Source organism: Streptomyces sp. NPDC017448, from assembly GCF_044330565.1.
Lineage (GTDB): Bacteria > Actinomycetota > Actinomycetes > Streptomycetales > Streptomycetaceae > Streptomyces.
In genome coordinates, this window is the sequence record NZ_JBIRLM010000016.1 from 161,720 (window position 1) to 174,731 (window position 13,012).

Sequence of the window (13,012 nt, forward strand, 5' to 3'; positions counted from 1 at the left end):
TGCGGTCGGGCCGGCCGTCGGGCCGGCCGGCGGGGGGGGGGGGGCCGGGGCGCGCGGGGGCGGGGGGGTGGGGGCTGCGGCCCCCCCCCGCGCGGCCCCGACCCCCCCCGCCCCCCTCCCGCCCCCCTCAGCCCTGGACGACAGGCGCCTCGTGCCCCGCCGGGCCACCGCCCGGCGGCGCCGTCGGCTCCTCGCCCTCGTCGAACGGCGGCGGCTGCGGAGCCTCGCGCGGCAGCCGCAGCGCGATCACCGCCCCGACCGCGACGAGCCCCGCCGTCACCCAGACCGCCGTACGGTACGGGTCCGGGTCCACGGTCCTCGTCGCGTGACCGCCCCCGATCACCGCCGCGCAGGCGGCGATCCCGAGCGCGCCGCCCAGGGTGCGGACGATCTGGAACAGCCCCATCGCCTGCCCCATGTCGGCGGGACCGATCGACTCGAACCCGGAGATCTGCACGGTCAGCACCGCCGTCCCCAGTACCAGTCCGATCAGGAACATCAGCGCGCGCACGCTCCACGCGTTCTCCGCCACCCCCGGTACGGCGAGCACCCCGAAGACCCCCGAGGCGACCAGCAGCGCCGGCACGGTGAGCAGCCGGGGGCCGAGCCGTGGCAGCAGCCGGTCCACCACCTGCGAGGCCAGCATCAGCCCGACCGCCTCCGGGAAGACGCTCAGCCCGGCGTCCAGCGCCGACGCCCCCAGGCTCGCCTGGTAGAGCAGCGGGAAGACGAACAGCACGCCCATCAGCCCGGCCGCGGTCACTCCGGCCAGCGCCGAGGCCGGCCCGTAGCCCCGGTCGGCGAGCAGCCGCAGCCTCAGCAGCGGCGTCCCCGCCCGCACCTGGTGCAGGACCGCGGCCACCAGCAGGACGGACCCCAGCACCGCGCTGAGCGCGACGGCGGGCCGGGTCCAGCCCTGCGAGGGGCCGAAACCGAGCGCGTACGTCAGCAACCCCAGCGCCGGTGTGGCGAGCCAGAAGCCCACCGTGTCGAACTTCCCCTCGGGGCCCTCCACATGCTCCCGCAGACCCAGGGCGCCCAGCAGCACCGCTGCCGCCCCGATCGGCACGTTCACGAAGAACAGCCAGTGCCAGGAGAGGTGTTCGGTCAGCAGCCCGCCCAGCGGCGGACCCAGCGCCGGCATCAGCGCCGTCGGCACGATCAGCACCTTCGCCAGCTTCATCCGCTCGTGCGGCGGGAACGCCCGGAACAGCAGCGTCATCCCGACCGGCGTCAACAGCCCGCCCGCCAGCCCCTGTACGGCCCGTGCGACCACGAGCGTGGTGAGATCGGGGGCCAGACCGCAGACCGCCGAGGCGAGCGTGAACGCGGCCAGCGCGCCGAGGAAGACCCGCTTCGTCCCGAACCGGTCGCCCAGCCATCCCGCCACCGGCAGCCCCACCGCGAGCGCGACCAGGAAGGCCGTCTCCACGGTGTTGGCCGCCGCCGGCGGACGGCCGAAGTCGCCCGCGATCGTGTAGAGCGCCGGGTTCACGATCGTCGAGTCCAGGCCGTTCATGCACATCGCGGCCGTGTAGACGAGGACGACCGCGACCCGGGGGCGTATCCGGGGCCGGATCAGCAGCCCGCTCACCGCGCGGGGGCGGCGACGGGGCCGGACCAGTGCGCGGAGATCCAGTCCAGCGCCTCCTGCCGGACGACCGGGCCGTGCGCGGTGGACCAGCCCTCGGGCACCGCGGCGAACAGCGGCCACAGCGAATCCCGGCCCTCCGCGTCGGTCAGCACCAGGAACTCCCCGTCCGCGTCGAAGGGGTTGGGGAATGCGTCGCTCATCGGTGTCACTTCTCCAGCTCGGTCAGCCGGTCGGCGACCACGCGCGCGATGTGCGCGATCGGCTCCGGCAGGGTCATGTCCTTGTGCGAGCAGGCGACGTTCGTGTTGTCGATGCGCCCGCTCACGTACGGGGTCCAGGTTTCGGGCGTCAGGGTGTCGTCGATGGTGTCCACCGTGGCCCGGAAGAACAGCACGTCGCCCTGGAACACCCGGTGGTCGTAAGCCCGTACGAGCTCGTTGGTGTTGAGGTACACCTCGCCGAGCGCCTCGATCTTCGCCGCGGAGAGCGCGGCGAGCGGGGAGCCCTCCCGGCGCAGCACCTCCACCACGTTGGCCGTGTCCAGCTCCTTGTCCCCGAGGCTGTCGGGGCCGTAACCGCCCATGGTGAGCAGCGATTCCAGCGCCTCCGCCCGGTCGGGCACCGGCAGGTCCCGGAACCCCTCGGCGGGGTAGGCGTCGAGGATGGCCAGCAACTCGACCTCCTGGCCCGCCTCCTGGAGCACGGCCGCGATCGCGTGCGCGATGATGCCGCCGGTCGACCAGCCCAGCAGCCGGTACGGCCCCTCCGGCTGGACCTCGCGGATCCGGGACGCGTAGTGCGCGGCCAGCTCCTCCAGCGTGGCGGGCAGCGGCTCGTCCGCCGTCGCCTCCCCGACGCCCTGGGCCTGGAGCCCGTAGATCGGCACATCGGCGGGAAGATTCCGGATGAGCCCCGCGTAGCACCAGCTCAGACCGCCTGCCGGGTGCACGCAGTGGACCGGGGCGCGGTCGCCGGCGCGGGCGGGCCGCAACGGCAGCAGCACGTCGAGCGGGTCCTCCTCGCGGGAGACGTCCAGCGCCGCGTCCAGGGCTGCGGGCGTCGGCGCCTGGAACACCGTGCCGATCGACACCTCGATCCCGAACGCCGACCTGATCCGCCCGGCCAGGCGCACCGCGAGCAGCGAATGGCCGCCCAGGTCGAAGAAGTTGTCCTCCACCCCGACGGACGGCAGCCCCAGCACCTCCGCGAAGACCGAGCAGAGCCGCTCCTCGCGGACCGTGCGCGGCGCGCGGCCTCCGGCGGTCGCCGGGGCACCCGGCGCGGGCAGCGCCTTGCGGTCCAGCTTGCCGTTGCCGGTCAGCGGCAGCCGGTCCAGCACCACCACCGCCGAGGGCACCATGTGCGCCGGCAGCGTGGCGGCGGCGTGCTCGCGCAGGGCGGCCGGGGCCGGCTCGGCGCCGGGCGGCGGGACGACGTAGCCGACCAGCCGCTTGTCGCCCGGCCTGTCCTCGCGCACCACGACCGCCACGTCCGCGACCTCCGGACGGGCCGCCAACACCGCCTCGATCTCGCCGAGTTCGATACGGAACCCGCGGATCTTCACCTGCTGGTCGCCCCGCCCGAAGTACTCCAGGACCCCGTCCGCACGCCGCCGGGCCAGGTCGCCCGAGCGGTACATCCGGCTCCCGCTCTCCCCGAAGAGATGCGCGAACGGGTCGGCCACGAAGCGCCCCGCCGTCAGCTCCGGGCGGCCCAGGTAGCCGAGGGCCACCCCTTCGCCCGCGACGTACATCTCCCCGGTCACCCCCGGCGGCACCGGCTGCAACCGGTCGTCGAGGACGTAGACCCGCAGGTCCGGGATGTTGACGCCGATGGTGCTGGAGACCGCGGAGGCCGCCGTCGCCCGGTCCAGCGCCAGATACGAGACGTGGACCGTGGTCTCCGTGATGCCGTACATGTTGACCAGGGTCGGCGCGTTCTCGCGGTGACGCGTGTACCAGTCCGCGAGCCGTCCCAGCTCCAGCGCCTCCCCGCCGAACACCACGTACCGCAGCGCCAGTTCACGCCCCGGCGCCTCCCGGTCGGCGGCGGCCAACTGGTAGAAGGCGGACGGCGTCTGGTTGAGGACGGTCACCTTCTCGTCCGCCAGCAGCCGCAGGAAGGCGTGCGGGTCACGGCTGGTCGCGTGCGGGACGACGACGACCCGGCCGCCGTACAGCAGCGCACCCCACAGCTCCCACACCGAGAAGTCGAACGCGTAGGAGTGGAACAGCGTCCATACGTCGTCCGGCCCGAACGAGAACCAGTGCTCGGTCGCCGTCAGCAGCCGCGTCACGTTGTGCTGGGTGACCACGACGCCCTTCGGGCGGCCGGTGGATCCCGAGGTGTAGATGACGTACGCCGGATCCTGCGGGGTCAGCGGCCGGGTGCGGTCCGCCTGGTCCAGGGGGCCGTCCGGGTAGGCGGCCGCCTCGTCCACCGTGATCAGCGGCAGGTCGTGCGCGGGCAGCCGCCCCGCCGTCGCCGTATGGGTGATCAGCGCCGCCGGACGGGCGTCCTCCAGCATGTACGCGAGCCGGTCCGCCGGGTAGTCCGGGTCCATCGGGAGGTACGCGGCCCCCGCCAGGGACACCGCGAGCAGCCCGGCCACCAGCTCCGGGGAGCGCGGCAGCGCGAGCGCCACGATCGAACCGGGGCCGATGCCCCTGGCCGCCAGCAGCCGGGCCAACGACTGGGCCCGCGAGGTCAGTTCGGCGTACGTCAGCGACTCGTCCCCGCAGCTCACCGCCGTCCGTTCCGGGTGGCGGCGCGCGGCGGGGCCGTAGACCTCGGGCAGGGTGAGCGGCGCCGGACGTTCGTCGAGGACGCCGTTCGCCCCGACCAGGGCGCGGTGGACCTCCTCGTCCCCGAGGACCGGGAGCAGGCCGATGGGCGTCCCGGGCCGTTCGGCCGCCGCGGTGAGCAGCCGGGCCAGCCGGTCCGCCAGGGCCTGGGCGGTCGGGCGGTCGAAGAGATCGGTACGGAACTCCAGGAAGCCGCCGATCCCGCCGCCGGGCAGCTCGCCCGCGTTGAGGGTCAGATCGAACTTGGCGGTGCCGGACGGTACGGCGGTCAGCCGTGCGGTGGTGTCCGGGCCCAGGGCGACGGGCTCGTCCGCGATCGACTGCCAGGCCAGCATCGTCTGGAACAGCGGGTGGCGGGCCAGCGAGCGCGGCGGGTTGAGCGCCTCGACCAGGTGGTCGAAGGGCAGCGCGTCGTGCTCGTAGGCGGCGAGCGTGGTGGTGCGCACCCGGTCCAGCAGCTCACCGAAGGCGGGGTCGCCGGAGGTGTCGGTGCGCAGCACCACGGTGTTGGTGAAGAAGCCGACGAGCCCGGCCGCGGCGTCGTCGTCGCGGCCCGCCACGGGGGTGCCGAGGGGGATGTCGGCGCCGCAGCCGTGCCGGGTCAGCAGGGCTGCGAGCCCGGCCTGCACGGTCATGAACACGGTCGCCCCGTGGGCCCGCGCGAGTCGGCGCAGCGCCTCGTGCGTCGTGGCGTCCACGCTGAAGGGCACGGTGTCGCCCGCCGAGGTGGCGACCGGCGGGCGGGGCCGGTCGGTGGGCAGTTCCAGCTGGTCCGGCAGCCCGGCGAGCGCCTGCCGCCAGTGGGCGAGCTGGGCCTCGGCGAGCGGGGTCGGCTCGGCCGGGGTGCCCAGGAGCGACCGGAGCCGGGCGGCGTGGTCCACGTACTGGCCGGTCAGCGGCGCGAACTCCGGTACGCGGCCCTCGGCGCGGGCGGCGTAGGCGGTGGCCAGGTCCCGGGTCAGGGGGGTGGTGGAGGCCCCGTCGCCCGCGATGTGGTGCAGCAGCAGGAGGACGGTGTGGTGGTGGGGGGACTCGCTGAACAGGACCGTGCGCAGCGGCGGTTCGGTGGCGAGGTCGAAGCAGTACCGCACGGCCTCGGCGAGGTCGCCGCCGGGCTCCGCCAGGTGCAGCACCGGGCGGGCGGCCGGGGCGTCGGCGGGGAGTATGCGCTGGTGGGGGAGGTCGTCGGGCGTGCTGCCGCCGGTTTCGCCCTCGGCGCCCGCGGGGGCGCCGTCCGTGGGCGGGTACACCGTGCGCAGGGTCTCGTGGCGCTCCGCCAGGTCGTGCAGGGCGAGTTGGAGCGCGTCACGGTCGAGCGGGCCGGTGACGCTCAGGACGAGCGGGATGTTGTAGGTGGGGCTGGGGCCTTCGAGGCGGTGGAGGAACCAGAGCCGCTGCTGGGCCGGGGAGAGGGGGAGGGGGCCGGTGCGCGGGACGGGGGAGAGCGGGACGGCGGCGGGGGCCGCGCCACCTCGGGTGCGGACCAGCGCGGCCAGGGCGCCGGGCGTGGTGTGGCGGAAGACGTCCGCGATGCTCATCGCCGCCCCGAAGTGCTCCCGGAGACGGGCGGCCAGCCGGGCGGCGAGCAGCGAGTGCCCGCCGAGGTCGAGGAAGCCCGCGTCGGCGGTCGGCGGTTCGGCGAGACCGAGCACGTCGGCGAAGAGCCCGCGCACGATCTCGGTGTGCGGCCCGCCGTCCCCGTCCCCCGGACCGGAAGCGGTGGGGGAGAGCGGCTCGGGGTCGGGCAGGGCGCGGTGGTCGAGCTTGTCGTTGGCGGTACGGGGCAGCGCGTCCAGGAGCGTCACGGTGGCGGGGACCATGTGCTCGGGCAGGGCCGCGGCCAGGTGGTCGCGGAGCGCTGCGGGGGTGGGCGGCGCGGGGTCGGCGCCGGGCGCGTCCGGGGCGGGGACCGTTCCTCCGGACCCCGTGCTCCTGGCCCGCACCGGGACCGCGTAGGCCAGCAGCCGCTTGCCGCGGCCGGTGTCGCGGGCGATGACGGCGGCCGCCGCGACCCGGGGGTGGGCGGCCAGCCAGGCCTGGATCTCCCCGAGTTCGATGCGGAAGCCCCGGATCTTGACCTGGTCGTCGCTGCGTCCGAGGAATTCCAGGGTGTGGTCCTCGCGTCGGCGCACCAGGTCGCCGGTGCGGTACATCCGGCCCCCGGCGTCCCCGTGCTGTGCGCCGAAGGGGTCCGCGACGAACCGCTCGGCCGTCAGGTCGGGGCGGCCCAGGTAGCCGAGGGCCAGGCAGGCCCCCGCGACGTACAGCTCACCCGTGGCTCCGGCGGGCACGGGCCGCAGGGAGGAGTCCAGGACGTAGACGCGCGAGCCGCGCACGGGGCGGCCGTCCGGCTCGGCGGGCGAGGCGCCGGGCGTCCAGTAGTAGGCGTCGACCGTCGTCTCGGTCGGCCCGTAGAGGTTGACCGGGTGCACGGCCTCGGCCGCCGTCAGCCGCTCCCACAGGCTCGGGGGGACGGCCTCGCCGCCGACCACCAGATGGGCCGGGTGGTGGCGGCCCTCGTCCAGCAGGCCCTCGGCGATGAGCGCTTCGGCGTAGGAGGGGGTGACGTCGAGGTAGTCCACCCGGTGGGCGTCGACGTACGCGGCCAGTGCGGCCGGATCCCGGTAGGCGGCGTCGTCCAGCAGGTGCAGCTCGTGGCCGTGGACCATCCACAGCAGCGGATCCCAGGAGGCGTCGAAGGCGAACGAGGCGCTGTGCGCGACCCGGAGGCGTTCCCGGCCGGTCCGGGCGACGGCCGGTGCGATGTGGTCCGCGCCGTGTCCCGCGCAGAGGTTGGCGAGCGAGGCGTGGCCGACGAGGACGCCCTTGGGGCGGCCCGTGGAGCCGGAGGTGTGGATGAGGTAGGCGGGGTCCGCCAGGGCGGGACCGCTCGGCGGCGGCCCCTCGGGGCAGGCGGCCAGCGCCGCGGTCGTGACGGGGTCGTCGAGGCTGACGACCGGCAGCCCGTGGTCGGGCAGCTCGGCAAGCGTCGCCGCCGTGCCGATCACGCACACCGGCCGCGCGTCCTCCAGGACGGCCAGGGTGCGGGCGTCGGGGTGGCCGAGGTCGAGCGGCTGGCAGACACGGCCCGCCTTGAGCACGGCCAGCAGCGCCACGACCATGTCGGCGGTCCGGGGCAGCGCCAGCGCCACCGTGCCGCCCGCGCCGCCGGTTTCTTCGGCGGCGCCCGGACGACCGGGCGCGCCGAACCCGGCCAGCAGGTGGGCCAGACGGTCGGAGGCGGCGTCCAGTTCGGCGAAGGTGAGCCGGGCCCCGGGCGGGGCGGCGCCCTCGTCCGCACCCGGCGACGCGTCCGTACGCGGGCCGGCCGCGGCGTCCGCCCCGGAGGCCGCCCCCCGGAACGTGCCCGCCACCGTGGAGCGTACGGCGACGGCGTCCGGCGTCCGGGCCGCCTGCGCGGTGAAGGAGCGGGGCAGGGTGAGCGCGGCGGCGGGCTCCGAACGGGTGGAGGCGGCGTCCCGCATCTGCTTCTCGGTGAGGAGGTCCAGGGTGCCGATCGGCCGCTCCGGGTCGGTCAGCAGCAGCTCGGCGAGGCCGTCCAGATAGCGCAGCCAGGTGGACTCGTGGGCGGCGAGATCCGCCGGCCCGTACGCGGCGGGATCAGCGTCCAGCGTCAGCCGCAGGCCGCCGTCCGGGCCGGGGGCCGCACCGAGGGCGAGCCCTTCCACGGGGCCGGCCGCGAGGTTGCGCACGGTGCCGGTGGCCCCGGCGAAGTCCAGCGCGCCGTCGAACGGCTTGACGTTGACCAGGGGGCCGGTGAGCGGGGTCTCCGCCGACTCCAGGGCCAGATCGCGGCGCAGGTCGGCCTGCGGATAGCGCTGGTGGCGGCGGACCTCGCGGATCTCCAGCACCACCCGGCGCAGCAGTTCGGCCGCGGTGTCCGCAGGGCGCACGGCGATCCGCAGCGGCAGCACGTTCACGGTCATGGCGGGGGTCCGCAGGGCCGCGGGCCCCCGCCGGTTGGTCAGCGGCAGCCCCAGCACCACGTCGTCGGCGCCGCTGAGCCGGTGCAGGTGGCCGGCGGTCGCGGCGACCACCAGCTCGGCCCAGGTCGCCTTCGCCCTCCGCGCCGCCGAGGACAGCCGGTCCAGGGTTTCGGCGGGCAGGTCGGTGGACCGGTGGGCCGGTCCGTCGTCCGGTGCGTCCGAGGGGGCGGGGGAGCGGCGGGGCACGGCGACGGAGGAGCCCGCCATGCGCGCGGCCCAGAACGCCCGGTCCGCCGCGTACTCCTCGCCCGCCAGGTACGCGGCCTCCTGCTCGACCAGCTCGCCGAGCGGGGCGAAGCGGCCCGGGGGCAGCGGCTCTCCGGCGACCAGTGCCCGGTACAGCTCCGCCACGCGCTGCCCGATGAGGGAGAGGGCATAGGCGTCCACGGCTATGTGGTGCACGCGCTGGTACCAGAGGTGGCGCCCCTCACCGATCCGGATCAGCGCCTGCGTCATCAGGGCGCCGTCGGCGGCCAGGTCCACCGGCCGGGCCAGGTCCTCCCGCATCCACGCCCCGGCTTCGTCCTCGGTCAACTCCAGCCGGTGCACCACGGGTCCGGCGGAGGGGGCGACCCGCTGCACCGGTACGCCGTCCGCCTCGCACACGCGCACGGCGAGCGTCTCCGCTTCGGCCACCGTCCGCTCCAGCGCCGCCGTGAACAGGTCCGCGTCCAGCGGGCCGTCGATCTCCACGCAGTCCGCCGTGTTCAGCTCGGCGCCCTGCGGGGCGAGCTGGTGCGCGTAGTAGATGCCCGACTGGGCGGTGAGGAGGGGGAGCCCCGGGGAAGGCGCGCCGTCGAGGTCTGCTGCCGAAGAGCTGGTCGGGCGGTTCGGACGCTCATGCATGTGTGTGACGACTCCCCTGAAGGACAACGGACACCGGGCTGTCGAGCTCACGGCGCACACTTAGGTAAGGCTAAGTTAACCTACTTTCGTCAGTGCAGGCGACCGCCCCCGAGCGGTCCCGGAGGCAAGGAGCACCCATGACCGTCCCCGCAGTCCCACACCCCGGGAGGGGGCCCGACGAGGCGGTCGGCGACAGGTTCCGTACGCTCAGGGCCGCCGTGCGGGAGGCGGTCGAGGGCCACGCTCCCGCCCTGCTGGAGCTGAGCCGACGTCTGCACGCCGAGCCCGAGACCGCCTTCGAGGAGTACCGGGCCGCCGCGCGCTGCGCCGGACTCCTCGCCGCGCACGGCTTCGAGGTCACCGCCCCCGCCCACGGGCTGGACACGGCGTTCCGCGCCACGGCCGGTTCCGGGCCCGTCACCGTCGCCATCGCCTGCGAGTACGACGCCCTGCCAGGCCTCGGACACGCCTGCGGGCACAACCTCATCGCCGCCGCCGGGGTCGGCGCGGCCCTCGGCCTCGCCCCTTTCGCGGACGAACTCGGCCTGACCGTACGGGTCATCGGCACCCCCGCCGAGGAACGGGGCGCGGGCAAGGCGCTGTTGCTGGACGCCGGGGCGTTCGACGGGGTGGACGCCGCGATGATGGTGCACCCCTGCCCCTTCGAGATGGCCGACTTCCGCTCCTTCGCGCTCGGCACCCTGGACGTCGTCTACACCGGACGCGCCGCGCACCCCAGCCTCAATCCGCACGAGGGGCGCAACGCCGCCGACGCGTTGACCGTCGCCCAGGTCGCCCTCGGCCTGCTGCGCCAGCAACTCCCGCCGCAGTGGCGGGTGCACGGCATCACCACGGCCGCCGGCACCGCGCCCAACGCGATACCCGACCGGGCCACCGCCACGTACGAGATACGGGCGCTGGCCGCCGAGGACCTGCGGGAGCTGCGGCAGCGGGTCGAGGACTGCTTCCGCGCCGGGGCGCTCGCCACCGGCTGCGAAGTGGCCCTGGAACGCCCCGAACCCGACTACCTCGACTTCCGCGGCGACCCGGAGCTGATCCGGCTCTGGACGGCCAACGCGCGGGAACTCGGCCGCGCCGAACCGGTCGAGCGCCCCCCGTTCGCCTGCACCGACATGGGCAACGTCTCGCACGCGGTGCCGTCCATCCATCCGGTGCTCGACATCAGCGCAGGGGTCTGCGGCCCGCACGAAGCCGCGTTCGCCGAGGCGGCGCTCTCCCCGGCGGCCGAACGGGCTCTGCTGGACGGGGCGGTGGGGATGGCGTGGACGGCGGCGGACTTCGCCGCGGCCAGGGGCTGAGACGGCGCCGGGGCCGGGCCCCGTACACGACCGCGGCCGTGCGGCCCGGACCGGGGGCGCTGTCACGTTATCGGGCATGTTGGTGCCTGACGGCGCGTGGGGGCGTGGTGGGCTTGTGGTCCGGGTCTGGGGTCAGGCTGTGGTGGGTCGGCCGGTGACGCCGGTGATCCGGTCCCAGGTGGCGAAGCGGACGGTTACTGCCGCTCCGCCGGATCCATCACCTCCTGCTCGACCAACAAGGCGGACGACCGGGACCTGATCCAGTGGAGTAACGAGTTGGTGCGTGATAGCGGGTGAGGCGTGTTGGTCCGTTGGAGGACGCTGGCTCAGGCGTGAGCGGTGCGGTCGGAGACGAGGCCGGCGATGGCGCGGTAGGTGCCGGCCAGGCGGTCGCGGCGATGGGTCCAGCGCGTCGGTTGCTTCCAGCGTTTGTGGTCGGCGAGGGCGTGTTCGACGGTGATGCGGTCAGGGGAGTGCCCGTGGCGGTCGCGTTCCCACTGAGCCCTTTCCAACCTGACGGCGGGGTTGTGGTGTTGGTCGGTGTGGGCTGTACGGAACGACGAAGCTCCTGGTAGACGGGTTCTCGACCAAGATCAACCGTGCCGCCAGGAGCTTCGCGTGCTTGTCTACCCGTCGTCCATCGATCTGTCCAGCAGTGCCCTGCGGCACCTGACCGAGCAGCTCGCAGTTCGGCAACGGGAGATCGGTACGCGGTGGCGACGCCTGCCCGCCGGCCGTCAGGCCCTGCTCGCCCTGGCCCACCTGCGGTGCGGCGACACCTACGCCCAGCTTGCCGCCGGCTTCGGAATCGGCATCGCGACCGTCTACCGGTACATACGCGAGGCCATCGAAGTTCTGGCCGCTCGCGCACCGACCCCGGCCACGGCGATGGAGGCGGCCCGGACGAAAGCGTTCGTGACCCTGGACGGCACGCTGTTGCCGATCGACCGGATCGCCGCCGACGCCCCCTACTACTGGGTAAAACACAAGCGGCACGGCATGAATGTCCAGGTCCTCACCGACCCGTTCGGCCGACTGCTCCGGGCGTCGCCAGCCCTGCCCGGAGCCACTCACGGCCTGACCGCGGCCCGAAGCCATGGCATCGTCGATGCGCTCGCCGCCGTGGGCCTGAAGTGCTGGGCGGACAAGGCCTACCAAGGCGCCGGTCGGCACATTCGAGTCCCCTTCCGATGGTCTTCGGCATGTCCTCCGGCGCCGTACTGGCGCTGGAGGCCGCCGCCCGGGGCAGCGCCGTCTCCAGACTGGCCCTGTACGAGCCGCCCTTCATCACCGACTCCAGCCGCCCGCCGCTGCCCGCCGACTACGTTGCCCACCTGACGGACCTCGTGAAGCAGGGGGCGTACGGCGACGCCGTGGCCTACTTCATGAGCGCAGCCGTGGGCATGCCCGCCGAGGTCATCGCCGGGATGCGGCAGGCCCCCTTCTGGGCAGGTATGGAAGCCACCGCCCGCACTCTGCCCTATGACGGCCAGGTCATGGGTGACACCATGTCCGGTCGGCCGCTGCGCGCCGACCGCTGGCGGTCTGTGACTGTGCCCGTCCTCATCGGCAGCGGGGACGCGGGCGCCCCGCACATGCTCACCGGCGCGCGGGAACTCGCCGCACTGGCCGGCAACTTCACCCTGCACGTCTTCCCCGGCCAGGAGCACAACATCGGCCCAGAGATCCTTGCCCCCGTCCTGACCGGCTTCTTCATCACCGAGGAGCAGGCATGAGTAAGGTCTTCGCCAGTCTGGGCATGTCCCTGGACGGCTTCATCGCCGGCCCCGATTCCCGTCCCGACAACCCGCTCGGTGACGGCGGAATGCGCATCCACGAATGGGTCTTCGGCGTTGAGAGCTGGCGGGAGCGCCAGAGCATCGACGGAGGGCAGACCAACCCGGACGACGACATCGTCCGGGAGAACTTCTCCCGCGCCGGCGCCTACATCATGGGGCGGCAGATGTTCGCCGAAGGAGAGGCCGGCTGGCCCGACCCGCCGCCCTTCCGCGCCCCCGTCTTCGTCCTCACCCACACCCCGCGGGAGCCCTGGGCACGGCAGGGCGGCACCACCTTCACCTTCGTGACCGAAGGGATCGACAGCGCACTGGACCGGGCCCGCAAGGCAGCAGGGGACAAAGACGTCCAGATCTCCGGCGGTGCAGACACCGTACGACAGTTCATCAACGCCGGGCTGCTGGACGAACTCCAGATCCACCTTGCGCCTCTCGTGCTCGGCTCGGGCGTCCGGCTCTTCGACGGCGTCTCACCTGGCCTCGGCCTCGAACCCGTACGGGTGGTCGACTCCCTCCAGGTCACTCACCTCACGTACCGGATCACATCGTCCTAAAGCGTGTTGCAGAAGGCTGTGGGGCGGGTATTTCTTCTGTATGGGTGGGGTGTTGCGGGCTGAGGCGTTGTGGGTGGAAACGTTCACCGGGC

The 13,012-nt window shown here is 74.2% G+C and carries 6 protein-coding genes and 2 pseudogenes; 4 read left to right on the plus strand and 4 right to left on the minus strand.

Translation table 11 applies throughout. From position 1 onward, the window contains the following. Positions 1–127: 127 nt before the first annotated feature. Genes ACH4K1_RS24565 through ACH4K1_RS24575 form a run of 3 tightly spaced genes read right to left on the minus strand, consistent with a single transcriptional unit; the run spans position 128 to position 9,251 of the window. Positions 128–1,594 carry a DHA2 family efflux MFS transporter permease subunit gene (locus ACH4K1_RS24565; protein ID WP_398091520.1) on the minus strand — a complete coding sequence of 489 codons (1,467 nt, stop codon included), beginning with the start codon at positions 1,592–1,594 and terminating at the stop codon, positions 128–130. Beyond that, positions 1,591–1,794 (minus strand): MbtH family NRPS accessory protein, encoded by a 204-nt coding sequence (locus ACH4K1_RS24570; RefSeq protein ID WP_398091522.1) that lies wholly within the window; start codon positions 1,792–1,794, stop codon positions 1,591–1,593. Before ACH4K1_RS24570 ends, ACH4K1_RS24565 begins: the two co-directional genes overlap by 4 nt. A gap of 5 nt (positions 1,795–1,799) precedes the next feature. Continuing rightward, a complete protein-coding gene (locus tag ACH4K1_RS24575) occupies positions 1,800–9,251 on the minus strand; it encodes an amino acid adenylation domain-containing protein (protein ID WP_398091524.1) in 7,452 nt (2,483 codons plus the stop codon). A 137-nt stretch (positions 9,252–9,388) separates the two neighbouring features. Here ACH4K1_RS24575 and ACH4K1_RS24580 point away from each other — a divergent pair, with 137 nt between their 5' ends. After that, a complete protein-coding gene (locus ACH4K1_RS24580) occupies positions 9,389–10,570 on the plus strand; it encodes a M20 family metallopeptidase (protein WP_398091526.1) in 1,182 nt (393 codons plus the stop codon). A 326-nt stretch (positions 10,571–10,896) separates the two neighbouring features. Here ACH4K1_RS24580 and ACH4K1_RS24585 read toward each other — a convergent pair. Next, positions 10,897–11,061 (minus strand): annotated as a pseudogene (locus ACH4K1_RS24585) (IS5/IS1182 family transposase); the annotation flags it as partial. Positions 11,062–11,188: 127 nt separating this feature from the next. Here ACH4K1_RS24585 and ACH4K1_RS24590 point away from each other — a divergent pair. The 3 genes and pseudogenes from ACH4K1_RS24590 to ACH4K1_RS24600 form a co-directional block, all read left to right on the plus strand. After that, positions 11,189–11,770: pseudogene (locus ACH4K1_RS24590) on the plus strand (transposase family protein); the annotation flags it as partial. 2 nt (positions 11,771–11,772) lie between these two features. Then, positions 11,773–12,306, plus strand: coding sequence for a hypothetical protein (locus ACH4K1_RS24595; RefSeq protein ID WP_398091552.1), 534 nt, complete (start codon positions 11,773–11,775; stop codon positions 12,304–12,306). After that, complete coding sequence (locus ACH4K1_RS24600; protein ID WP_398091528.1) at positions 12,303–12,920, plus strand: dihydrofolate reductase family protein; 618 nt, start codon at positions 12,303–12,305, stop codon at positions 12,918–12,920. The genes ACH4K1_RS24595 and ACH4K1_RS24600 overlap by 4 nt, the downstream gene beginning before the upstream one ends. Positions 12,921–13,012 lie beyond the last annotated feature (92 nt).